Here is a 25,666-nt window from a genome sequence, read left to right as displayed (position 1 = left end):
GGGGCATCAGCTGATCAGCCCTGCTTCAGGTAGCAGTTGGACTCCCAGATCACGCCGTAGCGGTCCTGGACGATGCCGAAGACGGTGCCCCAGAACTTCTCCTCCAGCGGCTCCATGACCGTCCCGCCCTCGGCGAGCCTGTCGAACTCGGCCTTCTGGACGGCCGTGTCGGTGTGCTGGAGCCCGACGTGGATGTTGTTGCCGACGACGGCGCCGCCGTCCTTCGCGTAGACGCCCTCGTCGGACAGCTCGGCCACGTTCAGGCCACTGCCGTCGGCGAACTGGAGCTTGGAGTAGACCACCACGTGCTCCGCACCCGGCACCTGCTCCATGCCCGGGACCTGCGACAGCAGCATGGTGCGCTCGGCGATCTCCTCAACGCCGAAGACCTCACGGTAGAACGCGACGGCCTCGTAGCTGTTGTTGACGTACAGCATCGGGGTGAACCGCTGCATCGTTTCCTTCTGGGCCATGACTGGCTCCTTTTCTTTGCCGGCAAAGCCGTTGATCACGGGATGAGCAGAGAGGCTTCCCTGCGACGTGACCCACGTTAAATTTCCAATAGGTCGGTAAATGTCCTATTGGTTGGGTGGATCCATCGGAGCCGGCCGTTGGCGCGGGCGATACGGATGGCGTCGGCCCGGCTACGGGCCTTCGGCGTGCACCGCGCAGCAGAGTCTCCTTGAAGAGGGACCATCGATGCCGCCTACAGCCCTGCACGTGCCACGACTGGGCGGTCTGGCCGGACGCCGCCGAAGGTTCCTGCACCAGCTGTCAGTCACGTCTGCTGCTTTCGAGGCGGGAGCGCCATGGCGGCGGACGGTGCACCCAGCCCCTTACCGTCGGCCCGCCAGACCGCTGACGGCATCCGCCGGCACGCCGCCCCTCACGCTCACCGAGGGAGAGCTCCGTATGAAGCACCTGCGCCGCAGCCTGACCACGCTCGCGTCCACCGTCGCCCTGCTCGGTGGAGCGGCCAGCGCGTCCCCCGCCGTCGCCGCCGACGGCGTGGACGTCCACTGCACAGGAACGTCCGTCGGCGGTACCGCTGTCATCGGCTGCGCACCGCCCACTCCGGAGGCCCCGGCGAACTACCACTGCCAGACGGTAGGCACAGCGAGCGACTCCTCCGTAGCGTCGCTGCTGGGCGTGCTGGGCGTCGAACGCAGCTTGTTCCAGGTGGGATTCGCGACCGCGGACCAGAACGACCGCCGGTCAGAACGACCGCGGACCAGAAGGAGGGCGTGGCGGCCTTCGTGAAAAAGCGCCTGCCGGAGTTCAGTGGAATCCGGCACCAAGCGCCGGCGCGCACTCAGTACGGGTGCCGGTTCGGCTTGTTCGTCCATGCGTCGTAGGCGTGGGCGCCGATTTCGGGATGCATCTGCTCGATCTTGATCCTGCGCTCGTCGAGCGGCTTCCCGAAGTCCTCGTACTGGAACGAATCGTCGAAACCGATGCGCCGGGTGTCGTCCAGGGCGCAGCTGAAGTAGACGGCATCGATGCGGGACCAGTAGATGGCGCTCATACACATCGGGCACGGAGCGCCGCTGATGTAGATCGAGCAGCCCTGGAGCATGCGTGCTCGCGCGGGCACGGGGTCCGGTGAGCCTTCGGGGCGGGGGACGTATTCCAGGGTGCTCTCGTTCTGGTGTTCCTCGGCGATGGACGGCGCCTCGGGGTTGAGGCACTGCACGGCCTTGCGGATGGTTTCGACTTCTGCGTGGGCCGTGGGGTCGCCGGTGAGGAGGACCCGGTTCTGCCCGCGCGCGATGATCTTCCCGTCGCGGGCTATCACTGCACCGAAGGGGCCGCCCCAGCCGTTCTCCACGGACTCGGTGGCAAGGCGTACAGCCTCGGTGATGAGTTCTTTGTGTTCCATCACGGAGTCTCCCATCGGCGTCGATTTCCCGCTGCGGAGGGACTCACGGAGCAGGCAATCAAATGCCCGGTTTGCCGTATAAATGTTATATGAACTACGCTACTCCACGTGAGTCCACGTGCAAGCCGTGACTCCGCGGCCGACAGCGCCACCGTTGTGACCTCGCAGAAAGTGCGACCGGGCCATGCCGACGAGTATCAGCGCTGGCAGAACCGGACGAACGAGGCGGCCCGCGAATTCGACGGGTTCGAGGGCTCCGAGGTGTACCCGCCCGGTGCCGGTTCCGAGAACGAATGGGTGACGGTCTTCCGGTTTTCCGGGATCGACTACCTGACCGCCTGGCTGGAGTCGGACCGCCGGCGGGAACTGCTCGCCGAAGGCCGGAGATTCTTCGAAGAGGCTCCGACACAAGAGGTGCTCCGAGGCGGCTCCCCGGCCGAACAGGCCCCCGAGACCGTCACCGCCGTCATCTCCCACGACGTGAAGCCCGGACGCGAAGAGGGCTTTCTGCGCTGGCAGGAGAAGGTCCTCAAAGCGCAGGAGAAGTCTCCCGGATTCATGGGGTCCGAGTTGTTCAGACCGGTCGAGGGGGTGGAGGACCGCTGGGTCGCCGTCTTCCGGTTCGACTCCCGCGAGCACCTTGAGGAGTGGCTCGGGTCCGATGCCCGCAGCGAGCTGCTCGAGGAGGGGCGTACCTACTTCGCCTCCTACGACGTACGCAAGGTCGGCTCCGCGTTCAGCGGCTGGTTCCGTTTCGGCAAGGGCGCACAGGACGCCGCTCCGCCGAACTGGAAGCAGGCCATGTCCGTGATCCTGGCGCTCTATCCCACCGTCATGGTGCTGAACCTGACCGTGGGTGCCGAGCTGGACCGGCTCGGCGTTCCGGGATACGTGGGCCTGTTTCTCGGCAACGTGCTGAGCGTCAGCGCACTGACGTGGCTGCTGATGCCTCTGGTGAACAAGGCTCTGGCGTTCTGGCTCGTGCCCGGCCGCGCGCGCAGCTTGCGCGTCCAGGTGGCGGGTGCCGCGGCCGTGGTGATCTGTTATCTCCTGTTCATCGCGATCTTCGGCCTGATAACCCGCTGACCCCGACCTCGACCCCGATCCCGCCCCGCCCCCGACTGCGACCCTGACCCCGCCCCCTGCCGCAACCGTCCCATCGAGGAGGAGGCCATGATGCCCGGGCGTTCGCCCGCAGCACGCTTCGAAGGAGCCCTGCTCCGGCGGGGCGACCCCGCGTACGACACCGCCAGGGCCGCCGCGGTGTGGAACGGGCTCAAGCCGGAGCGCTTCCCCGAGGCCATCGTGCAGGCGGCCTCCGAGCAGGACGTTCCGGAGGCCCTCTCCTATGCACGCTCCGAGGGTTTCCGCGTCTCGACGCGTTCCGGTGGACACAACTGGTCAGGTTCCCAGCTCCGCGACGGGAGCCTGCTCATCGACCTTTCCGGGCTCCGGCAGTGCAGCATCGACCCGGGGTCGATGACGGCCACTGCGGGGCCCGCCGCCACCGGAGGGGACCTGGTCCGGGCGCTGGCCCCGCACGACCTCGCCTTTCCCGTGGGCCACTGTCCCTCCGTCGCGGTCGGCGGATTCCTGCTCAGCGGCGGACTCGGGTGGAACTCCCGCGCGTGGGGACCGTCATGCGCCGACGTCCTGGAGATCCGGGTCGTCACCGCCGACGGCCGGACGGTCACGTGCAGCGAGACCGAGAACGCCGACCTCTTCTGGGCCGCCCGCGGCGCGGGGCCCGGCTTCTTCGCCGTCGTCACCCGTTTCCGGCTCCGCCTGCACCCCCACCCGGGGGCCGTCGTGACCACCACCCTCACCTTCCCATCGGCCGCCACCGGCCCCGTGGCGGCCTGGGCGGAAGGGGTCGCACGCGAACTCCCGGCGAACGTCGAGACGGCCCTGGTCCTCACGGCGTCCGGCGAACCGACCGCCACCTCCCCGCCCGGTCCGCGGATCCTGGTCGGCATGACCGCGTTCGCCAGGACGCACGAAGAAGCACTCGTCGCTCTCTCGCCGGCGGAGTCCTGTCCCCTCGCCGACAGCGCCGTCGCCCTCCAGGCACCCGAACCGACGTCGTTCGCCCGCCTGCACCAGGGCGCCGACGCGGTATGGCCCTCGGTGCACCGGTACGCGGCGGACACGCTGTGGTCGGAGGAGACCTACGAGACACAGCTGAACCGTATGGCCGCCGCGATATCCCGCGCCCCCTCCGGCAGGTCTCTCGTCCTCGCGCCGGTACTGCCCGTCTCCGAAGACCCGGCTCTGCTCCGGAACATGGCCTTCTCCCCGCTCGGCGCGTCCTACCTCGTGTGCTACGCGATCTGGGACGACCCCGCCGCGGACGGGACCAACGCGCAGTGGCTGCGGGATGCCATGACCGCGGCCGATCCGTCGGGCCACGGCGGCCACTACATCGCCGAAACGGACCTGGAAGCCGATGCCTCCCGGGTCCGCCGCTCGTACGCACCCGCCGACTGGGACCGCCTGCAGGAACTCAAGGCCGCATGGGACCCGGAGAACGTCTTCCACTCCTACCTGGCGCCGTGACCTTCAGGGTTCCGAGTGGTTGCGACGTACTGGTCCGACGACAACTCGAACACCCTTACTCGCCGACCGCAGGTGGGATTGACGGTCTCACGGACCGGATGCATCCCCAGTTTGGTCATGATCCGTTCGGAGGCGTCGTTGCCCACTTGAGCGATGCTGACGATCCGCTCCAGCCCTCGCTCTTCGAACGCGAACCGTACGGCGGCCGCAGCGGCCTCGGTGGCCAGGCCCTGCCCCCAGTGGGAACGTCCCAGCCGCCAGCCGACCTCAACCGCCGGCAGTATCTCAGGCAAGAACTCGGGCACCGAAAGGCCGGTGAATCCGGCCAGCTCGCCAGTGGACCGGATCTCCACGGCGAACAGGCCGAAGCCCTGTGACTCCCACTCGATCTCCCATGCCTGGATCCCGTCGCGAGTCTGCTGTTCGTCACGGACGCTGCCGTCACGGATCCACCGCATGACCTCGGGGTCGGCATTGACGGCAGTCATGGGCGCAACGTCTTCCTCGCGCCAGCGACGCAGGATCAAACGGGGAGTCTCAAGTGTGACCATCCGATCATTCTGGATCGCAAATGGGCTCTCCGCCATCCTCGCCAGGCACTTACCGGAATGCGCCATAACCGCCCCCACGCCTGTTCGACTCGTTACGATCCGCCTGAGAACTCCGCCCTACCCCGGCTGATGCCGCCGAAATGCATCGTCTCAGTCATAAAGGAGCGCTATGTCCCTCGTTCCGACCCGCCCGATCGTCACCTGTGTGGGCCAGGGCCCGGCCGCGTTCGCGGCGTCCGTGCGAGCTCTCGGCGGTGTGTTGCGATGAGTGAGCGCCGCCCCTTCCATACCGTGGAAGTTCCCCTCGGCGACGGTGATGACGTCGTCCGGGTCCAGGTGGACGAGGTCGACGAGAACCTGGTGCGGGTCGGTCGAGGTGGCCGTACCGTGGCGCGGGCCGAGCAGTCGCTCGGGAAGATGCTGGACGTCATACGTCCCGTGGCGAACGCCTTCGTCGGGCGGTGCCAGGCGATGACTCATCCGCCGGACGAGGCGACCTTGCAGTTCGGTGTGACCGTATCGGCCGACGCGAAGGTGGTCATCGCCAGCGTCGTGACAGCTGCGAACTTCTCCGTCAACCTGACCTGGAACAGGATCGACGTAAGTGACCCAAGTAGTGACCCAAGTGGGGATCCTCCCCAGGGGAGTTGACCTGACAAGGGGTCGCGTTTCACGCGGAGGTCGAGGTGGGCGGAGACAGAGTACGCGGCGCGCAGGAGCCGGAGTCGGCACTCGTGTCGGCGGTCGTGCGTGTCACAGGTCAGGACGGCGCGGTCGGCGGCGCGGGCTTTCTCATCGCCCCGGACCTGATCCTGACCTGCGCCCATGTGGTCTCTGACGCCCTTGACCTACCCCGCGATGCCGCGGTGGACGCCGGGGCCGAGGTCACCATTGATCTTCCCTTGGCCGACGGCACGACCGGCGGCACGGCTGATGGCACGTCCGACGGCATGGCCGACGCCACGGGGCAGGCACACGCGAGGACGGCTGCCGTATGGCGGTGGGTGCCTGTCAGAGACGACCAGACCGGCGACGTGGCCGTACTGCGTCTGCAGGATCCGATCCCCGGGGCGCGCCCGCTGCCGATGGCGGACGCCGAGAGCGTGTGGGACCACGAGGCCCGTGCCGTGGGGTTCACGGACGATCACCCGGACGGCATCTGGCACCAGGGACGGTTCCGCGGGCCCACCGGGCGCGGCTGGGTGCAGCTGTCGCGGGCGGACGGGCAGGCCGTGCATGTCAAGCCGGGTTTCAGCGGCAGCCCCGTCTGGGACGACGACCTGGGCGCAGCGGTGGGCCTGTTGGTGGCAGCCCAGCCGGTGCGTGAGGCGCAGCAGGCGTTCGTGCTCCGTACGAGAACACTGGTGCGGGAGATACCGGAACTGGCCGCCGTGCTGCGCCCGGCGGCCCCCTTTCGCGGACTTGCGGCCTTTCAAGAGACCGACGCGGAGGTGTTTTTCGGCCGCGACGAGGACGTGGCAAAGGTGGCCACTGCCCTGCGGGGCAATCAGCCGAGCGTCACGGTCTACGGGCCTTCAGGCTGCGGCAAGTCGTCCCTTGCGCTGGCCGGTGTGGTGCCCAGGATGCGTCAGGACGGCTACGAGGTCCTGGTGATCGATGCCGGGCGCATCACGTCCACGAGGGCGGCTCTCGCGACGGAGCTGTTCGAGTCGGTGAGGTCGGGGCAGCACGGCCCCGCGCGGGCGGACAGTGTCGATCACGTAGACCACTGGCTGCGCGAGTTGGGGCTCACGGACACCTTCCACCGGATCACGGGCCGGTCGGCCGCACGGTTGCTGGTCGTACTCGACCAGGCGGAGGCGCTGCTGAACCGCTCGGAAGCGGAGCTCGCCGAGACCGTCGAACTGCTCTTCCCGCAGCAGCAGCCGGCCGGCCTGTGGGTCCTGGCCACCCTGCGCGCCGACTTCATGGACGCCGCACTGAGCCACGCGCGCCTGGGCCCCGCGCTGAAGCGCGGGGCGACGCTCCCGCTCACGCCCATGGCCCGGGACCAGCTGCAGGCGGTGATCACAGAACCGCTCCGGCGCATTCCAGCGGTCGAGTACGACCCCGGACTCGACCGGCGCATCCTGGACGAGTCCGGCGACGAACCCGGCATCCTGCCGCTGCTCGGCTTCGTCCTGGCACAGCTGTGGGAGCGACGTGCGGCCGGACGGCTGCAGGCCGCTACGTACGAGGACCTCGGCGGGGTGTCCGGCGCGCTGCGGCGCCATGCCGATCAGGCGTGGCGGGAGTGCGTCACCCCGGAGGACGATGCGAAGGCGCGGGGTCTGCTGACAGGGCTCGTGCGGGTGCTGCCGGGCGGCGAGGCCCCGCTGCGGCGTGCCCTGACGCGTGAGGAGGCAGGAGACGAACGCTGGGGCCTGGTGCAGGCGCTGGCCCAGCGGCGGCTGCTGGTCCTGTACGGAGGCGTCGGCCGACCGGAGAGCGCGGAGCTGGCCCACGAGGCGCTGATCACGGCATGGCCTGCGCTGGCAGAGCAGGTCCGGGCCGACGCCGACTTCCTCGCGGGGCGGGCGGAGGTGCAGCACGACCTGGAACGCTGGCGCAACGCCGACCGGTCGGCCGATCTGCTGCCCGGCGCCCTCCAGCTCGCTGCGGTGGAAGCGAGGCTGCAAGGGCGTGAGGCGGACCTGACCGAGGAGGAGCAGGAATTCCTGACGCAGGCCCGCCGGCGTCGGCGGGCGCGCCGCATCCGGGTCCGCGCGGGGTGGGTCGCGGTGACCCTGGCTCTTGCCCTGATCGCCGGCCTGGGAACCTTCCTCGTACAGGAATCAAGCGTGAGCGCACAGCGGAAGGCCGAGGGGCGCTCGCGGGCGCTCGCGATCCAGTCGGACGAGCTGATGGACCGAAACGCGGGGCAGGCCGCTCTGGCCGCGCTCGCCGCATACGAGACCGCGCCGACGCAGGAGGCCCGCAGCGCGCTTCTGCGCCGTTACGAGAAGCTACGGGACGCGGCGTGGGTGCTGTCGGGAGCCGAAGGGGATATGGAGGCCGCGGCCATGAGCAGGGACGGCGCGGTGACGCTGGTGACGACCGGGACCGGCCGGGCAACCCTGTTCGTGCGTACGGCCAAGGGCAAGGTCCGTCAGGAGCAGCTCCGCCTCGCCCACAATGCTCTGTCGCCCGTGGTCAGCCGGGACGGACGGCGCATCGCCTACCTGAGGGACGGGGACGGCGTCGTGATGTGGCACGACGTGACGCCCTCGGGGAAGCGGCTGGTGGGGCCGGCACATCCGCTCCCGGGTGCGCTCAAGGACCTCTCCATGTCCGCTTCGTCCGGCCGTGTCAAGATCATGGACTTCTCCCCGGACGCCCGCCGGCTGGTCGGGGTGTCGGCTGCTCTGTCGAATCGGCCGGTACAGGTATGGGATCTGGAGACGGGACGGCTGCGGGCACTGCCGAAACAGGTCGCGCGCCTCACGGACGTGTGGTTCGGGCCGGACGAGAACACTCTGGTGGCCACCACCAGGAGCCCCGAGCCGTTGGGGGCGCTGTACGCGATGGTAGCGGTCGACATCGCTACCGGATCGGTGCGCGAACTGGCGGGCGGCATCCAGGGATCGGGCAAGGGAGTCTCGGGAAACGGCAGTGTGGTGGTCGTCTGCCGGGAAGAGAAGGCCGACCCCAACTCGGTCGGAACGGCCCACTACCAGGCCATGCGCGTCGCGGACGGGCAGGTGCTGAGTCGTTACCGTCGTGGGGACAGCACTTCATGCGCCGACGTGGCCGTCGACGGGAAGGGCGAGCACTTCGCGGTGGACGTCGACACGGACAAGTGGGATCTCGTCGACACCACTGCACGGCCGAAGAGCACGGCACGGTTCTACGGCCCCTCCTACATCCCGGGAGAGATCGCCAATCTGCCCCTCCTGGGGACTGCGCGCGAGCCTGTCCTCATCACCCGGAGCAAGAACAGGGTGATCGGATGGGCACTGGTGAAGTATGACGACAGCACCGCCTACAGCCCTCCGAAGCTGCTCGGTGACGGAAGCAGGATGGTGGTCCGAGTAGGCCGCAAGGGCGACAGCCTGCGCATCGTGGAATTGGAAGCCGAGGAGCGAACTCTCGCCGAAGTCAAAAGTGACGCCTCCACGCCCCCGGACGCCAAGCAGGAACTGCAGGTCAACAGCGCCGAGACGCTGATGGCGGACGTGTCGGACCAGAACCGGATCACTGTCCGCGCCCTGCCCTCGCTGCGTCGGCTGGCCGAATTCACCACGGCGAAACCACCCGTCGGCAAGGACGGGAAACCGGAACTGCTGCAGTTCCGCTTTCTCGATGACGACCGACTCGTGACGGTCTCCGGCACGGGCGTCGAGCACTGGGACGCCCGCGAGGGCCGCCGCCTGTCGCAGCCGATCGACCTGCGTGACCTGCGACTCACCACGAAAGACGGACCAACCTACTTCGTGGGCCGCCATCGCGAACCCGGGCATGTGGGCGTCACCGTGGCCGGCGAGCCGTACGTACACGCCGTGGATCTGAGAACAGGCAAGGAAGACGAGGAGCGTCGTATACGCCTCGGCGACGACCTCAACGTAGCCGTGTTCCTGAAAGATTCGCGCTACGCGGCCGTGATGACCACGGGCAGCATGGTGGAACTGTGGCTGGTACGCCCCGGGCAGACACCCAGGAGAGTGGCGGGCCCGCTCGGGCCGCTGAACCCGAACCGCTGGGCAGCCGGCGGCACCGGGGGCTCCGGGTTCTTCCTGGCCAACAAGAGTTCCGTAAGCTTCCTGAAAGCGGACGATCCCGGGTACCGCGAAACTCACGAATTCGGCGAGAACCAGGGCTTCCTGGCAGCCACCAAAGACGGCAAGACACTCCTGCGCTCACCCGAGGCAGGGGGCCGCCTCGGGTTGGTCCGCCTCGACCCCGCCCTCTGGAAGCGGCACCTGTGCGCCGTCCTCGGCCGCGACCTCACCGACGACGAACGCGGCAACCTCCCCGGCGGCCTCCCCACCGAGATCTGCACGGTCTGATGTGAAGCCCCACTGCTTGGAGCGGATGATCGTCGGGGGTGGGGCTCTCCGCCGGTGTGGATGCAGGAGGGCCGCGATCCGGCCCTCCTGCCCGATTCTGTTACGGCCAGCCTTGCTTCACCTTGGCGGGGGCGGTGTTCCAGCTCTTGGGTATGAACGTGATCATGTAGGTTCCGCGGTCGAAGTCCGCGTACCCGCCGGACCAGTTCCGGAACTTGCTTTCGTATACGTGCATGGGGCCCAGGCCGCTATTGGGCGAGTGATAGTGGTCGCCGTGGGTCCATATCGTCTTGTCGGCGTCCGCTTCCGCTTGAGCCCCGAACCAGCCGTAGTCGAAATTGACCCAACTCTCGCCGGACTTGACGGGACTGCGCGGGATGCTTCTGTCCTTCGACATGTCGACCAGGCCGGTGCCCTGGTCGGGGCGGAAGGCCTCCGGATCGCCGTACTTCCTCCGGTCGGAGGGGCCCCGCTGGTCCTGCCCGCTCCAGAAGTGCTTCGAGTAGATCACCGCCTTCATCTTGGACGGGTCGTAGTTGCCTCCGTCCCTCTCTTTGAAAGACGGTGTGTTCCTCAGCGCCGAGTAGAAGTTCGAGCGGCTGTCCTCGTTGCGCAGAGCGTCATTGTTGTTCGTGAGCTCTGTGTTGAGGTTGTCGATGTACGTCCCCTCGTCATGGGCGTTTTCCAGGGCCTTGTTCATGATGGACGCCACATCGCGCGCCCGCTTGAAGCCCTTCCCTTCGTCGAAACTGTCCTTGGCGATGCGGCCCTCGAACTCTGCCCGCGATTCATCGGGTCGGGGGCTGGTGTTTTTGAGGTCGTTCTTGTACTTGTTCTCGTCGAAGAACGCGAACGCCAATCTGTTCGTCGGGTAGGGGCCCGAATTGACCCAGGTGACGCCAACGCAACCGTAGGACAGTTTTTCTCGCTGCTCTTCGGTCATCTGCTGGATCTTGCCGTCGCGGTGGCTGTAGACCTGCTGCCACTTGCGTATGTAGTTGTTGATGACCGTAGTGGCCCTACCTCCGTAGGCCCGGTACGCATCAGGCATCCTTTCGAGCGGCTCGGCCGGAGGGGTTTCCCTGTCGTCGACGAAGTCGGGGGCCCGGAAGGGCGAGCCGGCGCTCGGAGGCAGAGCGCTTTCGTTGAGTGCGTTGATGTTCTTGACGTCATCCGCCGTCAGGCCGTGCGTTTCGGCGTAGGACCCCGTCTTTTCCCTGTCGCCGCTGCCGGCGGCCTGGCTGACCGACGGGATGAATCCGGTGGTGCATATGGCTGCACCCACAGTGGCGAAGGTGAGAAGTCTCCGACGTGCGTACATGAAAATCAACACTCCCTTGTGGTGAAGTCTCGTGAAACGAGGGCATGCGAGGGCATGCGAGAGCACGACGCAATGGAGGGGTTAGCGGCCGGCTACATCAGCGTCGTCGCCGAGGCGACGACCCGGGCCCGGTCCGGGTGGTCGAGGTCGCCGTAGCGGACCTCGACGCGCGGGTGGGAGCGCATGAACTCGGTGTCGGCCAGGCGGACCCGACCGGGGTGGTTGACCGTGCGCACGGCGATGTCCGTGTCGAGGAAGAAGCTGAACTCACGCGTGGCCGGGGCGTAGACGAAGAACTTGCCGCCCTGGAACTTCTGCTGCGCGACGTCGTCCGTCAGGACCAGGGACCAGAAGCCCACACAGTGGCCCGCGGGACACATGAACTGGAAGTCGGCCCGCAGGCCGTCCAGTTCCATCCAGCGGAAGGGGTTGTCGTCGCCCGCGTTGATCGTGGCAGGGGTGGCGGCGGTTGCCGGAGAGGCCGTGGCCGGGGTGGCCGCCTGGGCTCCCTGGGTGAGGGGCAGGGCGAGGGCCGCGGTCATGGCGACTGTGGTGAGGGTGCGGAGAGCGGTTCTGCGTATCACTTCTCGGCTCCTGGATGAGTGATGAGGTTGATACGAACAGTGATCCTGTCCCTGTGTTAACTCCCCAGCAACATCACGGCTTTAAAACCGGCCAATCTGTCACTAAGGGCTCGTGACGCGATCTTGTCGTTACGGATGCCGGCCCCTTTGCGCTCGGCTGTCCGGCGGCCCGCGATACTTGGGAGATGGATACTTGCGGGTGCGTCGACCGGTTCTGGCGTTCGCGCGAAAGCGCATGATCCGGGCAGCCTGGACCGCGCCGGGAAAGTCCGGCTCCAGCCCGTCAACGGTCAGGGCCTTGACGACCCGCAGTTCCCGCCGACCGTGCCCGCGGCTGCGGGCCGCATGGCGGGCGGTGACCCGGGTACCCAGCCGGGCCAGGGTGGTCTGCGGGGCCGCAGCGGCCCAACGGCCCTGCGCCGGGACCTGCCATGCTGAGCGGGTTCGAATCGATCCTCACACCCTGGAGGTTTTGATGCGTGCAGGCGTCGTTGTCGCCGCGCAGCCCGGTGTGGAGGACCTCGCCGTGCGAGCCGAGGAGCTGGGCTTGCACAGCTTCTGGGTCAACGACACCCCGATGGTCCACGGCGACCCCTTCGTCGCCTTGAGCCTGTGTGCGAAGGCCACCAGCCGCATCAGGCTCGGCATCGGTGTGACCTCACCGGCGCTGCGCTCGGCCCCGGCCGCCGCGAGCGGGCTCGCCAGCCTCAACGCCCTGGCGCCGGGCCGGATCATCTGCGGAGTCGGCACCGGGAACACCGCCCGGCGCACCCTGGGCATGCGGCCGACCACGGCGGCCAGGCTGGAGAACTTCACCGTCGCACTGCAGGACCTGTGCGCCGGGCGTTCGACCGAGTACCGCGAAGGCGACCGGGTCCGCGACATCCGGTTCCTGCACGCCGGGGCGCAGGTGAACACCGCCGACCCGATCGAGTTCGTCGTGGCCGCGCTGCTCGGACCGAAGGCCGCCGCCGTCGCCGGCCGCCGCGGCACCGGCCTCATCTCCTTCGGCCTGCTGGACCCCACCGCCTGGCACGCGCTGCACGACACCCGCCGCCACGCCGCCCAGGGCACACCCCGCGACCCCGACTCCCACATGGACTCCCGGGCGGACTCCTACGTGGTCACCTCGCTCCACCTACTCGACGAGGACGAGGACCCCCACGGCGACGCGGCCCGGGACGCGACGGGCCACCTCGTCCTGTCGCTGCTGGCCTTCGCCGCCGACACAGCCGCCGACACACCCGCCTTCGCCGGGCAACTCGGCCCCGAGGAACGCGAGGCGGTGCGGCGGCTCCTCGACCGGCGCGGCACCACCGCCACTGCGCCGGACCGGCACACCAAGCTCTATCCCAACTACCTCGGACGCATCACACCGCAGGACCGGGACCTGGTCCTGCCCTCGCTGATGAACACCCTTGCCCTGGTCGGCACCCGCGACGACCTCCTCGCCCGCATCACCACCCTGGAACAGGCCGGCGTCGACGAACTCCTCATCCAGCCGGTGATCGACCCGCCCACCGAGATGGCCCTGCTCGCGAAACTCCTCACCTGAGCTGACCGAAGGCGTCGCAGGCCCCGAGTCCGGGGCTCTGAGCGACGGCGAACGTTATCGCCCCGGCCCTGTGTTCGTCGCGGCTCACACCTCGCCGGCGGGCCGGGGGGCGTGGTGGTCCGGGAAGAGGGCGGCGGCGACGTGGTGGGTGTCGGCGTATTCGATGACGGAAGTGATCTTGCCGTCGCGGACGGTGAAGATGCCGACGCAGCGGTTGTCGTAGGTGCTGCCGTGCACGGTTGTGGCCCTGGAGGTCCATTCGGCGACTACGCGGTCGCGCTCGGCGATGGTGCTGACCAGGACGATTTCCAGGCTGCCGGGGACGAGGGCGGGTCCCATGCCGCCGAGGAAGTCGTTGATGATCGCGTCGCGGCCGTGCCACACCTTGGAGATCGGGAGGCTGCCCGGGTAGTGCCAGGTCGCGTCCTCGGCGAAGCTGTCGTGGATGACGCCGGCGTCGCCGTCGCGCACGGCCTCGATGTAGCGGGTGACAACGGTCCGGGGGTCGGTGGTGGTGCTCATGGTCGTGCTCATGTTCGTGCTCCTTCGGCTGGTCTGCGGGGCGTTTTCGTTGGGGGCGGGCTTCAGGACAGGGTGAGGACGGCCTTGCCGCGGATGCGGCGGTCGCGCAGGTCGGTAAGGGCGGTCGCGGTGTGGCCCCAGTCCGTGACGCGGCCGATCTCCGGGTGCAGACGGCCCTCGTCGGTCAGCCGGACCAGCGCCGCCAGGTCGTCGTCGAGGCGGGAGTCCGCGTCCAGGTAGTGGAAGTGGCGGATGACGGCCGACTCGGGGCCGCTGAAGAAGTCGAAGAAGTCGAGCGTGGCAGGCGTACGGCTGGCCTGGCCGAACCAGACGAGCGTGCCGCGCCTGGCGAGCCGCGCCAGAGCGAGCGGAAGGGCCCGGCCGCCGGTCGACTCCAGCACGATGTCGTAGGGGCCACGGGCATCGGCGACGTCGTGGACGACTTCGGCGCCGAGCCCGGCCAGCCGGGCGCCGCGTTCGGCGTCCCGGGTCACGGCGGTGACCTGCGCCCCCGCCGCGGCCGCGAGTTCGGTGACGTAGTGGCCCACACCGCCGGACGCACCGGTCAGCAGGACACGTCGGCCCACCACGGGCCCGGCGACCCGCAGCAGCCGCAATGCGGTGAGCCCGGCCAGCGGCAGTGCCGCGCCTTCGAGCACCGAGACGCTGTCCGGCAGCACCGCGAGGGCGTCCGTCGGCACCGCCACGTACTCCGCCCAGCCGCCCGCCATGGGGTGGCCCACGACCCGAGTGATCCCGGACGGTCCGCTTCCGTCGGCGGCCGGCTGCACCACCAGTCCCGCGATGTCCTTGCCGGGCCGCTCGCCGGGCACGGGCTTTTCCAGTTTGAACGTCTCGCCCCGGTTGACCGAGAACGCCTCGACCTTCACCAGCACCTCATGGGGGCGGGGGACCGGCTCGGGGACGTCGGCGAGTACGACCGGTTCGGCGGGATCCCCGGTCGGTATCAGGGCTTTCATCGTGGTCCTCCTCAGTGCTCTCCGGGGCCGTCCCCGGTGTGGCGCCTGGTGTGGCGCCCGGTGTGGCGTCGAAGACCATCTGACCGGGCGGCGGGGTGGCCCGGCCAACAACGAAGCCGCCCGGCCGACAACGTGCGGTTGTCACATAAGGTCAGCGGCATGGATCTCGACCTGGCCCTGGTTCGCGCGTTCACCACGACCGCCGGAACTCTGCATTTCGGGCGGGCGGCCGGAGAGCTGAACACCAGTCAGCAGGCGCTGTCCAAGCGCATCGCACGGCTGGAGGAACTGCTGGCCGTCCGGCTGTTCGAGCGTGAGGGCGGCACCCGGCTGACCGAGGCGGGCCAACGGTTCCTGCCGGCCGCCCACGAGGCGCTCACGGCGGGCGAGCGCGCGATCGCGGCCGTGTGCGGTGCCGGTTCGGCTGTACGGATCGACACCTGGGGACACCTCTACGCTCCGATGCGCACCGTCGCCCAGGCCGTGCACGCGCTCGGGCCGGTGCGGCTGGAGCCCGGCCCGGGACGCGACTGGCCCTCGGTCGCGCAGGCGCTGCTGCGCGGCGACACCGACCTGGGCCTCGGCCGGGTGCACCCGCTGCCCGGCGGCGGCGACGCGGGCATCACCCAGCGGCTGGTGCGGCTCGAACCGGTCGACGCGCTGGTCGGCCCGTCCCACCCGCTGGCCGGAGCGGACGCGCTGCGCCCGGCCGACCTGCGCGACAGCACCCTGTGGTGCCCCGCTGAACTGACCCGCCTGGACTTCCTCCGCCGGTTCGCCGACCACTTCGCCCTCACCCGGCGGCAGGACGGTCCCAACCTGGGCCTGGACCACCTCGCTCAGCACCTCCGCGGCAGCGCCGGGTGCTTCACGCTCTTTCCCGCCGACGCACCCCTCCCCGACCACGCGGGCCTGCGCGCCATCCCGCTCGTCGAGCCGACGCCGCTGTACGCCTGGTCGCTGGCCTGGCGCGAGTCCGCCCGCCACCCGCAGCTCGACACCCTGCTGCGCGGCTTCAGCGAGACCGGCCGCGCCCGGCGCTGGCTGGACTACGCTCCCCAGCGCGACTGGCTCCCGGACACCGACCACGCGAAGCTCGCAGGCCGCACGCTCCAGTAGGCAACGGACCACGGCTTGGGACCGGCTGAAACCGCGTCCCTGGACGGGACGGCGGGCTTCTCACCGCTCCTTCGTGAGGGCGTCCGCCAGTTCGCGGGCGTGGTCCGCCGCCGTCGGGCCTCGGGTGGGGTCCGGGGCTTCCGAGAGGAAGACCAGGGCCAGCATCAGGGCGGTGTCCAGGCGGCAGGCCAGCATGGCCGGGGCGGTGCCGGGCGGGAGGCCTTCGCGCTGCAGGGTCGTGTAGCCCGCTCGCAGGGCTTCCGGGTCGAGTTGGTTCTCCGGGTAGCGGGCGTATTCGGTGAGCCGGCCGAATTCGAGGATGGCGTCGCCGAGCAAGGCGTTCGACCAGTCCAGGAGGGCGTTGACCCGTCCCCCGCTGCGCCGGATGTTGGCGCTGCGGACGTCCAAGTGCACGAGCGCGGTCTCGGTGACGCCGGAGAGGTGGCGGGCGAGGAGCGCGGGGTCCGGTGGGGCCGGCCAGTCGGCCACGTGCCGGCCGGTCTCCGCCCACCGGCGCCGGATGCGGGCGACGAGCGCCTGACGGGTGCTCACGCCCTCCGCCGCCACGGGGACGAGCCGGCGCGGCGGCGGCAGGCGGTGGAGGCGGGCGAGGAGCTCGCCGAGGGCGAAGCTGTCGATGTCCGATCCGTCGTCGGGGACGTACGCGGAGAGGAGGACGTCGGGGGACGACGCGTCCTCGGCGAGGTGGAGTTCCAGCGGTTCGGCCACCGGGAAGCCGTGGGCGGTCAGGTGGCGGGTGATCTCGTACTCCTGCACCAGCAGCGCCCTCGTGTCGACCTGCGGGTCGTTGGCGTTGGAGTCGAAGCGGCGGTGCGCGAGCCGCAGGGCGACGGCCCGGCCGTCCTTGTTCCGGGCGGAGTAGACGGAGAATTCGAGGCCGCTGCCGACCGGCGTCAGGTCGTCGAGCTTCCAGCGTTCGGCCAGGCTGCCGAGGATGGTCATGGGATGGGTCATCGGGGCGCGGTGCTCCGTTCGGGCGTCAGGCCGGAGGGCTCGGAGGTCTGGAGGGTCGGAGGGTTGGCGGGCTGGAGGGGTCGGAGGGCTGGACGGTCGGAGGCCGGCTCAGCGTTTCAGTCCTCGTCCGCCGTCGCCAGTGCCCGCCCGTCGTACCGTGCCCGGCCGTCCCGGAAGAGAACGGGCGCGACGGCCAGGGCCAGCGCCAGTATCGCCGCCCCGCCCGCCGCGAAGGCCGTGCGCGGTCCGGCGGCTTCGGTGAGCATGCCGAAGAGCAGAGCGCCGAGGGGCATCGTGCCCCAGGCGAACAGGCGGTAGACGCCCGTCGCCCGGCCCAGCAGCCGGTCGGGGATGAGGCCTTGCCGCAGGGACACCGCCACGACGTTCCAGAGCATGAGGGCGAACCCGCTTGCGCCGTACGCCACCGCGACCACGGCGACGTTGCCGGTCGCGGCCACGGCGGGCCCCGCGGCGCCGATGAGGACGAGGCCGCCCAGGAGTGTGGGGACCCGGCCCGCCGCGCGGCTGATGCGGCTCGCGGTGGCGCCGCCGACCACCCCGCCGACCGCGCCGGCCGCCACGAGCGCCCCGTACGCGGCGGACGGGAGCTCCAGTACATCGCGCACGAGGATGACGAAGACGGCCACTTGGCCGAGGTAGACGGCGTTGATCAGGCCGGCGGAGACGGTCAGGGCGCGCAGCAGGGGGTCACGCGCCACGTATTCCAGGCCTTCCCTGATCTCCCCCAGCAGCCGCCGGCCTGCCGGGGGTTCGGGTCTCGGCCCGCGGACGCCCCGGAGCAGGGCCGCGGACGCCAGGAAGGACAGCGCGTCCAGGACGAGGGGGACGGCGCGGCCTGCCGCGAAGAGGACGCCGCCGAGGACGTGGCCCAGCAGGTCGCGGCCCACGGTCTGGACGGCGAACAGCCGTCCGTTGGCCGCTTCGAGCCGGTCTTTGGGCACGACGCCGGGCAGGAGCGCGAAGGAGGCGCAGTCGAAGAGCACTTCGCCCATGCCGAGCAGGAACGCCGCCGCCACCAGCGGCCAGAAGGTCAGCCGGCCGGCGGCCAGGGCGACGGCGGTGACGATCAGAGTGCCGGCGCGCAGCAGGTCGGCGAGGACCATGAGCCGCTGCCGTTCGAACCGGTCGGCGTACGCGCCGGCCGGGAGTCCGAACAGCAGCCAGGGCACGGTCGTGGCCGCGGTGACCACGGAGACCTGGAACGCTTCGTGCAGCAGGGCGGCGGAGAGCAGGGGCAAGGCGGCGAACCGCATGCCGTCGCCGACCGCGGAGACCGCCGCGGCGCCGGTCAGCCGGTGGTACGCGGTGCCGAAGCCGGCGACCCGGGTGGTGGTCGTCATCGCGGCCGCCCGGGCGAGAACACGGCACAGCGCAGCTCGCTCGTGTAGCGGCGGCCGTCCACCTCCAGCCAGCGCCGGTCCGGGTCGGGCAGCATCTCCGAGATCTCCACCGTGCCGCCCGTCCTGCGGGCCAGCCGGCTCAGCTGGCGTACGAGCAGGGGGGCGTCCCAGTCGACGTAGAGCGGCTTGGGCTCACCGGGGACCTTGGCGAAGACGTGGCGGGGCAGGCCGTGCTCGGTGCGCAGCCGCCGGGCGGCGAGGAACTCCGCGGCGTCGTCGGCGGCCGTGCGGCCGCCGGACAGGGCCGTCCCGCGCAGGGCGGCCGCGGGGATCCGCCAGGTCTCCCGCTGCAGGACCACGCGTCCGCAGCGGATGCGGGGGACGTGCTCCAGGGCTTCGGCGCGCAGGCCGACGCCGCCGAAGTGGCGGGGGAAGGCGAAGGGCGAGAGCGGGTCCTGGAGGATGCTGGGGCCGCCGGCGGGAGGGGCCATGAGACGCAGTCTGCCGCCGACGCCGCGGGCGCGCAGTTCGAGGCGGCCGCCGGTCACGGCATCCGCCCGCACGACCACGTACAGCTGGGAGGGCTGCAGGACCTTGTCGCGGGTCTGCGGGGAGCGGCCGTACACCTCCAGGTCGTGGCAGGGGTAGCAGAGCTGGGTGGAGGACTTGTCGGGGTGGCCCCGGGACAGGTTCACGAGGACCTCGTCGTCGTCCAGCAGGGAGAGGTAGCCGCGGTACACCTCGGGGAGGAGCTCCGGGGCCCGCTCCTGGACCAGGGGGCCGAAGCTGGTGTGGGTGACGACCTCGCGCACGGCGTGGCAGTCGCCGATGACGGCGGTGAAGTCGCCGCGGGCCAGCGCCTCCCGGCTCTCGGCGGCGAAGAGGACGTCGGGGTTGCAGACGGCGGGCGGTGCGGCCGGGTGGGCGCCGAGGACGGCCTCCAACCGCTCGCGCGGCACGACGGTCTCGGGCCGGCCGGTGTCGTCGCCGAGCAGGGCGTGGGTGATCTCGGCGTCCAGGACGGCCAGTTCGGTGTCGACGGCGGCGCATTCGGCGGCCAGCCGCTCCCGGTCGCGGAAGAACTCGGCGTACAGCCGGTCGAGGGGGACGGCGGTACCGGTGCCGAACCGCGTGGCCGCCCAGCGGGTGAGGATCGCGAATTCGCGGCGCATGCGCAGCCGGGGGCCCGCCAGGACGGTCTCGTAGACGACGGACAGCTCGTCCGTGATGAACCGTGCGAGGTCCGGGCCGACGGTGAGGCCGGCCAGCCCGCTGTGGGCCTCCTCGAAGAGGATGCTGCGGTCGGCGTAATGCAGGCCTTGGTGGCGGTTGGCCGGGACGCGGGTCAGCTTTTCGAACCGGTCCTTGGCGTCGGCCAGCAGGGCCGGTCGCTCTGCCGGGGGCAGTGCCGAGAAGCGGGTCAGGTCCTGCTCGAAGCGTTCGGTCGCGGCGAGGAGCGGGCGGGCGAGCTCTCCGGGCGCGCCGGAGAGAAGGTCGCGCAGGGCGGCCAGGGGCCGGGAATCACCGACGGGGATCTCGAACTCGGCGATCACCCATTCGTGCTCCGTCAGGCGCCGTAGCGTCCGGTCGAAGGAGGGGGTTCCGGTTCCGGGGCCGGCCCCGGAACCGGCTCCAGCCTCGACCTCGACCTCGGTATCTGTATCCGCATCAGGCCCGTACCGGGCATCCCACGCCGTCCGCAGTTCCCCCACCGTACGCTCGCCGTCGCACTGCCTCCACAGCCAGGCCTCGCCGGTGGAGACGGCGGCACCGCCGAGGTGCCGGAAGTCCCAGTCGGTGTCGAGCCCGTCCCGGGTGGTGAAGGCGTACAGGTCGATGCGCCCGTCGCGGAGGAACGCCAGGGGCCGCCTGCGGGGGCGCAGGCAATCGCCGAGGCCCGGGGTCTCCCCAGCCGCCGCTGCGAGGCGTTCCGCCGCCCAGTGGGTGAAGCAGGAGCGGCGTTCCAGGGGCTGTTGTGAGGTCCAGGTGATGCCCGGTGCGCAGCCGGGCGCGGTGCGGCCGACGGTGAAAGGCCCGAAGTGGGCGTGGGTCTCGTTCTTCGTAGTGACGCGCTGGAGGTACATGGCCAGCAGATCGGTCATCTTGCGGGTGTGCCGCCCGGTGTCACCGGTGAAGGAGTCGAGCCACGCGGCGAATCCCGGGTAGGCGGCGTCGTTGGACAGCAGGAGCACGTCCTGCAGCGCCGGATCGTCCGTGAAGGCGCGGGCGACGGCGAAGCCGGCCGCGTCGAGCCGCTCGCGGTGGCGGGCGGCGAACGACGACCGGTCCGCGGCGAGCCGTGCGGCGGTCTCCTGGTACCCACGGAGGGCGCCGGTCGCCCGGCCGTCGCCGGGCAGCTCCGCGAGCGCCCCGGCGAGCTCGGCCTCGGGGACCGGGCGCAGTTGGCCCACCCAGGACGACATCCGCTGCCGACCGGGCACCTGGTGGTCCCGGAGCAGGTCCTTCACGTCGTCCGCGAGGGCGGCGAGGCGGGCCCGGAGGTCCATCAGGGCATCGGCCTCGGCCGCCGCGGCGGTGTCCACCAGCGGGGCGAGCAGTTCCATCGGGAAGCCGGCCTGCCGCAGGACGACGACGGGGACGAGGTGCCAGGCGCGCTCCGCGAACGGCGCCGGGCCGGCGGGGTCGGGAGCGGCGCGGCCGGGGTCATCGGCGGTCGCAGAGGTCATGGTCCCCTCTTGGGCGTGGGAGACGTGGGAGACGCGGGGGGCGGCTGTGGACGGCGGCTCGGCAGTGACGTACGAACCGCCGGGCGCCGCCGCGGCGGCCCGGTCGTGCAGCGCGTCCAGGATCGCCATGGGGTCGGCGGGCGGTTCCGGCAGCCGGCCGGGGCCGGGCACCCAGGACTTGACCCGTGTGCCGTGGTAGTCCGAGCCGGCCGTGGCCACGAGGCCGAGGGCGGCGCAGATCCGGGCGAGGCGGCTGCTCTCGGCCGGGGTGTGCCAGCTGGTCCACGCTTCGAGCCCGGACAGCCCCGCCTCGCACAGGGGTTTGAGGAGGGTGGTGCACTCCTCGTCGTCCGAGGCGTCCAGGGCGCCGGCGGGGTGGGCGAGGACGGCGGCGCCGCCCGCTTCGGTGATCCAGGTCAGGACGTCGAGGAGGCCGGGGCGCCAGGGCTGTGGGACGTGCAGCGGCTGTCCGGGGCGGCACCAGTCGGCCGCGATGCGGTCGTACGAGGCGGGGGCGTACGCCGTGAACCGGGGATCGTCTCCCGCCGTGCCGGCCAGCAGGGAGAGGTAGTCGCCGACGTAGGCGACGCGGTCGCCGCCGAGCCGTTCGGTCACGAGGTCCCAGGTGAGGGGCACGCCGATGGCCCGGGCGCGCTCGGTCCAGGTGCGCCACCAGTCCAGCTCGGCGTCGTGAACGCGGCGGATCCTGCGCCGGAAGGGCCGGATGAGCCGGTCGGCGGGGTCGGTGAAGTAGGCGAGGCAGTGCACTTCCTCGCCGCGCCACTGCGCCGTGACCTCGCACCCGGGGACGACGGTGAGCGCGCCGCCGGCGGCCCGGGTGAAGTCGGCGACGCCCGCCATGGTGTTGTGGTCGGTGACCGCGGCGACGCGCAGGCCGGCGGCCCGGCAGCGGCGGGCGACCTCGGCGGGGGGCTCGTCGCCGTCGGAGCACCGGGTGTGCAGGTGCAGGTCGAGCGGGGTGGCGCGGTGCGCGGGGACGCCGGGCATCATCCGGCCTCCGGGAGGGAGCGGCGCCAGGACGCGGCCAGCCAGCGCTCGTAGGCGGGGCCGGCCGGGGTGTCCATGACCAGGCAGTACGGTTCGATGAGGCGGCCGGGGCCGCCGGCGAGGCCGCCGTGGAGCGTCGTCAGGTTGTGCCCGAAGATCAGGTCGCACTGGTCGCCCGGCATGAGCACTTCCCAGCGGGTGCGGAATCCGCTCCAGGTCAGGCCGGTGGCCATGACCACCTGGTGGCAGAACAGGCGTGCTGCCTCGCCCCGGCACTCCCCGCAGGTGCACCGCCCGGCGAGCGGCACGGCGGCGGGGTGGCGGGTGCGGTCCTCCTTGGTGAGGCAGGCCTCGGAGTGGTGGAAGGACAGCCCGTGCCACAGCGGTTCCTCCAGGCCGAGCATGGCGCCGAAGGACGGGTAGGGGCAGCCGTGTTCCGGCTGGCGCGCGAGCGCGGCGCGCAGGTTCCCGCCGAGCCAGCGGGCGGCCGAGCGCACCGGATCGTCGCCGGCGGGAACGGCACGCCGGTCGATGACGTCGTGGACGATGCCGAGCCAGTCGTAGTACGTGGTGGCGCTCAGGCCCTCGCCGGCGGCGGCCAGGAAGATGCCCTGGTACATCTTGTGGGCGGGGGTGGTGGTGTAGCCGGAAGTGCCGAACTCACGCCAGGCGGGGTCCCATTCGGGCGCGTCCAGGAGGCTGGGGGTGAGGTACGAGCAGTGCTGGCCGTCGTGGTGCGGGAGCAGGGTGCGGGTGGAGAAGCCTTCGGGCACATGAGTCTGCTGGGGTTTGTCGGCCTCCAGGCGCATCCCGGGCGGGGCCCCACGGGCGAGGAGGGCGTCGCGGAGGCGTTCGGCGAGGGCGCGGGCGAGCCGGCGGCTGTCTTCGACGCCCTGCCGCAGCCGGCCGATGCGGAAGGCGGCGAAGCCGGTGCGGTGCAGGTGGCCGGCGGCTTCGGCGGCGAGCCGGCCGAGGGCGGCCTCGCGCCGGGCGGGCGGGCCGGAGACCAGGTCGGCGCAGTCGAGCTGGGCCTCGGCAGGGGCGAACCTCACCGCTCCTCCCGGGGGCCGTCGGGAGCGGTGTCCGCCCAGGGCGCGAACTCCGGGGGCTCGCAGTCGGTACGGAAGAGGAATTCGAAGAGCAGCCGGGCGGCGATCTGTGCCGTGCTGCCGGACGGGTCGTAGCGGGGGGCCACTTCCGCGACGTCGACGGCCTCCACGGGCAGGGCGCGCAGTGCCTCGTAGACGTCGAGGAGGTGGCCGGTGCCGATGCCGCCCATGGTGACGTGGCCGGTGCCGGTCGCCACGGCGCTGTCGAGGACGTCGATGTCGAGGGACACGTAGACGGTGTCGCAGCGTTCGCCGAGCCCTTCCACGACCGGGCGCAGGGCCTCGGCGGCTCCGTCCTTCATGATGCGGGCGCCGGGCACCACGTGGAACCCGCGGTCGAGGAGGTCCCGGAACTGGTCGTATTTGGTGACGTCTCCGACGCCGACGAAGGCGATGTCCTCGGGGTGCATGCCGGTCAGTTCGCTGATCCGGCGGGAGTTCGAGCCGTGGTAGAGCGGCCCGTGGAGGGTGCTCCAGTTCCCGAAGTCGAAGTGGTGGTCGATGTTGACGAAGCCCACCCGCCGGGCGCCGTTGTCGAGCCGGCCGGCGCGGAAGCCGGCGAAGGCGGGGAAAGTGACCGAGTGGTCGCCGTTGAGGAGGACGAGGCGGCGGGCGGCGCGGCTGAGCCGCCGGGTCTCGGCGGCGACCGCCTGGAAGGTGCGGACGGTGTCGGTGGGATAGACGTGCAGGTCGCCGGCGTCGGCCACGCGCGGGGCGCGGTAGCGGAAGGTTCCCCCGCTGCGGGTGTCCAGCATCCGCCACTCGCCCAGGCTCGTCAGGTAGCTGGAGAAGACCAGGCTCGCCTGGCGGATCGCCCGGGGGCCCTCGGCCGCGCCGGGGCGGGAGCTGGCCGTGGCGTCGTAGGGGATGCCGGCGGCCACCCAGCCGTCGGTGCCGGCATCGATGCCGGTCGCGGCGACGGCGGGGGAGCCGAAGAGGGTGGCGACTCCGGCCCAGCCGGGCAGCGGGTCCGCCGCGAAATCCTCCGGTTTGACGCTGTGCTGCAGGGCCTCGAAGTCGGGCAGGTCGGGCAGGTCGGGCGGCCGGGTCATGCGCTCTCCTGTGCGGGCCGGGCGTGGGCGGCTGATTCCGGTGCTGCGGCTGATTCCGGTGCTGAGGTGCGGACGATGCGGTGGGCGGCGGCGATCTTCTCCTGGAAGAGGTCCCAGCTGCGTTCCGGCGTGAGGTGGCGGGGCCGGTAGACCACCGGGAGGTCCTCGCGCCAGTGCGCGTAGTCCCAGTCGAAGATGCGCTCGCGCAGGCGCGGGAAATCGGGGGTGAGGGGGTAGGGGACGAAGTTGTAGAGGTTGAAGAGCCACAGGGCGCGGCTGTTGTCCTGGAGCCAGCTGACGGTCTGGGCGTGCGAGGCCTCCGTCTCCTCGTCCAGGCCGCCCATCATGTTGAGGACGACCTTGAGGCCGGAGTCGCTCAGGGCGTGGATCTTCGTCGTGTAATCGTCGAGGCCGCGGGAGAGCTTCCCGAGCCGCTTCAGCATCTGGGAATCGGCGGATTCGAAGCCGAGTTCGACGGCGACGACGCCGAGTTCGTGCATGGCATCGATGATCCAGTCCTTGACCTGCATGACGTGGGTCTGCACGATGAACCGGTATCCGGGACGCTCCCGGAAGACCCGCAGGAGGTTGGCGACGGCTTCGCGCGACTGGCCGAAGGTCTTGTCGCCTATGTAGACGAGACGGGTCTCGGGGAAACGGGCGGCGAGCTCGTCCACTTCGGCGGCCAGGGCGTTCCGCTCCACGAGGACGAGCTGTTTGCTCCAGGCGTCGCCGCAGAAGGCGCACTGGTAGAGGCAGCCGTGGCTGGCGTTGAGCCGCAGCATCGGCACCTTGCCGCCGTATCCGGCCAGGTGCCGGTAGTCCGGCGCCCAGGTGATCCGCTCGGCGGACAGCCCGCGCTGCGGGGGCTTCTCGGTGCGGCCGCCCTGTGCCTCGGCGATCGCCACCAGCCGGGACACCAGGCCGGCGTCGAGCTGCCCGCGGTGCACGGTGTGGACCGACCCCTCGGGCGCCAGCGGGGCCATGTTGCCGCCGAGGACGACGTGCCGTCCCGCGGCGCCCAGGCGCCCGGCGATGTCGAGGGCGAGCCGGAAGTTCTGGGCCAGCGGCGATAACAGCACCAGGTCACCGGGCGCCGTCGCACGCAGCAGGGGGTCGCAGCAGGCTTCGGCATCGGCGGGCGTCCGCGACAGGTCCTGGAAGGACGACCCCAGGCCCGCCGTGTCCAGGAGAGCGGTCAGGTGGGCCACCCACAGCGGCATTTCCCACAGGCCGTCGGAGGGGATGAAGTACTCCGGGAGGAAGGCCCGGAACCGCCGGTCGTAGTCCTCGTAATAGGCGGACAGCCGGGCGTCGGGGTCATGGGTGGACGGGAAGGGTAACTGGACGATGCAACTCGTGATCACGGTTCCCCCTGCAACACGGGAGTCGGTGGCGGAG

At 70.8% G+C, this 25,666-nt stretch carries 20 protein-coding genes; 7 read left to right on the top strand and 13 right to left on the bottom strand.

Annotation, left to right across the window (positions count from 1 at the left end; translation table 11 throughout):
* Positions 1-14 precede the first annotated feature (14 nt).
* On the bottom strand, positions 15-473 hold the full coding sequence (locus IE241_RS10075; RefSeq protein ID WP_190021336.1) for a VOC family protein: 459 nt from the start codon (positions 471-473) through the stop codon (positions 15-17).
* Between the two features lie 439 nt (positions 474-912).
* On the opposite strand from IE241_RS10075, the gene IE241_RS10070 reads away from it, so the two are divergent.
* Positions 913-1,260 (top strand): hypothetical protein, encoded by a 348-nt coding sequence (locus tag IE241_RS10070; RefSeq protein WP_190021335.1) that lies wholly within the window; start codon positions 913-915, stop codon positions 1,258-1,260.
* A 52-nt stretch (positions 1,261-1,312) separates the two neighbouring features.
* On the opposite strand, the gene IE241_RS10065 is transcribed toward IE241_RS10070, so the two are convergent.
* Positions 1,313-1,879, bottom strand: a complete 567-nt coding sequence (locus IE241_RS10065) for a nucleoside deaminase (protein WP_190021334.1) — start codon at positions 1,877-1,879, stop codon at positions 1,313-1,315.
* Between the two features lie 108 nt (positions 1,880-1,987).
* Here IE241_RS10065 and IE241_RS10060 point away from each other — a divergent pair, with 108 nt between their 5' ends.
* Positions 1,988-2,965 (top strand): antibiotic biosynthesis monooxygenase, encoded by a 978-nt coding sequence (locus IE241_RS10060; RefSeq protein ID WP_229899038.1) that lies wholly within the window; start codon positions 1,988-1,990, stop codon positions 2,963-2,965.
* 87 nt (positions 2,966-3,052) lie between these two features.
* On the top strand, positions 3,053-4,435 hold the full coding sequence (locus IE241_RS10055) for an FAD-binding oxidoreductase (RefSeq protein ID WP_190021333.1): 1,383 nt from the start codon (positions 3,053-3,055) through the stop codon (positions 4,433-4,435).
* On the opposite strand, the gene IE241_RS10050 is transcribed toward IE241_RS10055, so the two are convergent.
* Positions 4,420-4,986 carry a GNAT family N-acetyltransferase gene (locus tag IE241_RS10050; protein ID WP_190021332.1) on the bottom strand — a complete coding sequence of 189 codons (567 nt, stop codon included), beginning with the start codon at positions 4,984-4,986 and terminating at the stop codon, positions 4,420-4,422. The two genes, IE241_RS10055 and IE241_RS10050, sit on opposite strands and share 16 nt — an antisense overlap.
* A 264-nt stretch (positions 4,987-5,250) precedes the next feature.
* Between IE241_RS10050 and IE241_RS10045 the strand changes: the two genes are divergently transcribed.
* The gene (locus IE241_RS10045; protein WP_190021331.1) at positions 5,251-5,637 is read left to right on the top strand and encodes a CU044_2847 family protein; all 387 of its coding nucleotides are present in this window, start codon (positions 5,251-5,253) and stop codon (positions 5,635-5,637) included.
* Between the two features lie 35 nt (positions 5,638-5,672).
* Positions 5,673-9,992 (top strand): nSTAND1 domain-containing NTPase, encoded by a 4,320-nt coding sequence (locus IE241_RS10040; RefSeq protein ID WP_190021330.1) that lies wholly within the window; start codon positions 5,673-5,675, stop codon positions 9,990-9,992.
* Positions 9,993-10,092: 100 nt separating this feature from the next.
* Here the strand turns inward: IE241_RS10040 and IE241_RS10035 are convergent, their stop codons facing one another.
* Both IE241_RS10035 and IE241_RS10030 read right to left on the bottom strand, forming a co-directional pair.
* Entirely contained in the window at positions 10,093-11,313 is a 1,221-nt protein-coding gene (locus IE241_RS10035) for a protein-glutamine gamma-glutamyltransferase (RefSeq protein ID WP_190021329.1), read from the bottom strand.
* A gap of 92 nt (positions 11,314-11,405) precedes the next feature.
* Positions 11,406-11,897, bottom strand: a complete 492-nt coding sequence (locus IE241_RS10030; protein WP_190021328.1) for a hypothetical protein — start codon at positions 11,895-11,897, stop codon at positions 11,406-11,408.
* A gap of 475 nt (positions 11,898-12,372) precedes the next feature.
* Here IE241_RS10030 and IE241_RS10025 point away from each other — a divergent pair, with 475 nt between their 5' ends.
* A complete protein-coding gene (locus tag IE241_RS10025) occupies positions 12,373-13,452 on the top strand; it encodes an LLM class flavin-dependent oxidoreductase (protein ID WP_190021327.1) in 1,080 nt (359 codons plus the stop codon).
* Between the two features lie 84 nt (positions 13,453-13,536).
* Here the strand turns inward: IE241_RS10025 and IE241_RS10020 are convergent, their stop codons facing one another.
* Both IE241_RS10020 and IE241_RS10015 read right to left on the bottom strand, forming a co-directional pair.
* Positions 13,537-13,986, bottom strand: coding sequence for a nuclear transport factor 2 family protein (locus tag IE241_RS10020; protein ID WP_229899036.1), 450 nt, complete (start codon positions 13,984-13,986; stop codon positions 13,537-13,539).
* Positions 13,987-14,036: 50 nt separating this feature from the next.
* Positions 14,037-14,954, bottom strand: a complete 918-nt coding sequence (locus IE241_RS10015; protein ID WP_190021326.1) for a zinc-binding dehydrogenase — start codon at positions 14,952-14,954, stop codon at positions 14,037-14,039.
* 159 nt (positions 14,955-15,113) lie between these two features.
* On the opposite strand from IE241_RS10015, the gene IE241_RS10010 reads away from it, so the two are divergent.
* Positions 15,114-16,073 carry a LysR family transcriptional regulator gene (locus IE241_RS10010; protein WP_190021325.1) on the top strand — a complete coding sequence of 320 codons (960 nt, stop codon included), beginning with the start codon at positions 15,114-15,116 and terminating at the stop codon, positions 16,071-16,073.
* A gap of 60 nt (positions 16,074-16,133) precedes the next feature.
* On the opposite strand, the gene IE241_RS10005 is transcribed toward IE241_RS10010, so the two are convergent.
* The 6 genes from IE241_RS10005 to IE241_RS09980 form a co-directional block, all read right to left on the bottom strand.
* On the bottom strand, positions 16,134-17,048 hold the full coding sequence (locus IE241_RS10005) for a phosphotransferase family protein (protein ID WP_190021324.1): 915 nt from the start codon (positions 17,046-17,048) through the stop codon (positions 16,134-16,136).
* A 116-nt stretch (positions 17,049-17,164) separates the two neighbouring features.
* Positions 17,165-18,409, bottom strand: a complete 1,245-nt coding sequence (locus tag IE241_RS10000) for an MFS transporter (RefSeq protein WP_190021323.1) — start codon at positions 18,407-18,409, stop codon at positions 17,165-17,167.
* Complete coding sequence (locus tag IE241_RS09995) at positions 18,406-22,107, bottom strand: lantibiotic dehydratase (RefSeq protein ID WP_190021322.1); 3,702 nt, start codon at positions 22,105-22,107, stop codon at positions 18,406-18,408. The genes IE241_RS10000 and IE241_RS09995 overlap by 4 nt, the downstream gene beginning before the upstream one ends.
* Complete coding sequence (locus IE241_RS09990; protein ID WP_190021321.1) at positions 22,104-23,156, bottom strand: hypothetical protein; 1,053 nt, start codon at positions 23,154-23,156, stop codon at positions 22,104-22,106. The genes IE241_RS09995 and IE241_RS09990 overlap by 4 nt, the downstream gene beginning before the upstream one ends.
* Positions 23,153-24,265 (bottom strand): arginase family protein, encoded by a 1,113-nt coding sequence (locus IE241_RS09985; protein WP_190021320.1) that lies wholly within the window; start codon positions 24,263-24,265, stop codon positions 23,153-23,155. The genes IE241_RS09990 and IE241_RS09985 overlap by 4 nt, the downstream gene beginning before the upstream one ends.
* Positions 24,262-25,632, bottom strand: a complete 1,371-nt coding sequence (locus IE241_RS09980) for a B12-binding domain-containing radical SAM protein (RefSeq protein WP_190021319.1) — start codon at positions 25,630-25,632, stop codon at positions 24,262-24,264. Before IE241_RS09980 ends, IE241_RS09985 begins: the two co-directional genes overlap by 4 nt.
* Between the last annotated feature and the right edge of the window lie 34 nt (positions 25,633-25,666).

This window comes from Streptomyces hiroshimensis (assembly GCF_014650335.1).
Classification (GTDB): Bacteria; Actinomycetota; Actinomycetes; order Streptomycetales; family Streptomycetaceae; genus Streptomyces; species Streptomyces hiroshimensis.
The sequence above is the reverse complement of the archived record's forward strand: the minus strand, read 5'-3'. Positions and strand labels throughout refer to the sequence as shown.

Coding starts and splice junctions, on each gene's coding strand:
- IE241_RS10075 (WP_190021336.1), bottom strand. CDS start 473: ATGGCCCAGAAGGAAACGATGCAGCGGTTCACCCCGATGCTGTACGTC.
- IE241_RS10070 (WP_190021335.1), top strand. CDS start 913: ATGAAGCACCTGCGCCGCAGCCTGACCACGCTCGCGTCCACCGTCGCC.
- IE241_RS10065 (WP_190021334.1), bottom strand. CDS start 1,879: ATGGAACACAAAGAACTCATCACCGAGGCTGTACGCCTTGCCACCGAG.
- IE241_RS10055 (WP_190021333.1), top strand. CDS start 3,053: ATGATGCCCGGGCGTTCGCCCGCAGCACGCTTCGAAGGAGCCCTGCTC.
- IE241_RS10050 (WP_190021332.1), bottom strand. CDS start 4,986: ATGGTCACACTTGAGACTCCCCGTTTGATCCTGCGTCGCTGGCGCGAG.
- IE241_RS10045 (WP_190021331.1), top strand. CDS start 5,251: ATGAGTGAGCGCCGCCCCTTCCATACCGTGGAAGTTCCCCTCGGCGAC.
- IE241_RS10035 (WP_190021329.1), bottom strand. CDS start 11,313: ATGTACGCACGTCGGAGACTTCTCACCTTCGCCACTGTGGGTGCAGCC.
- IE241_RS10025 (WP_190021327.1), top strand. CDS start 12,373: ATGCGTGCAGGCGTCGTTGTCGCCGCGCAGCCCGGTGTGGAGGACCTC.
- IE241_RS10020 (WP_229899036.1), bottom strand. CDS start 13,986: ATGAGCACGACCATGAGCACCACCACCGACCCCCGGACCGTTGTCACC.
- IE241_RS10015 (WP_190021326.1), bottom strand. CDS start 14,954: ATGAAAGCCCTGATACCGACCGGGGATCCCGCCGAACCGGTCGTACTC.
- IE241_RS10010 (WP_190021325.1), top strand. CDS start 15,114: ATGGATCTCGACCTGGCCCTGGTTCGCGCGTTCACCACGACCGCCGGA.
- IE241_RS10005 (WP_190021324.1), bottom strand. CDS start 17,048: ATGACCCATCCCATGACCATCCTCGGCAGCCTGGCCGAACGCTGGAAG.
- IE241_RS10000 (WP_190021323.1), bottom strand. CDS start 18,409: ATGACGACCACCACCCGGGTCGCCGGCTTCGGCACCGCGTACCACCGG.
- IE241_RS09995 (WP_190021322.1), bottom strand. CDS start 22,107: ATGATGCCCGGCGTCCCCGCGCACCGCGCCACCCCGCTCGACCTGCAC.
- IE241_RS09985 (WP_190021320.1), bottom strand. CDS start 24,265: ATGACCCGGCCGCCCGACCTGCCCGACCTGCCCGACTTCGAGGCCCTG.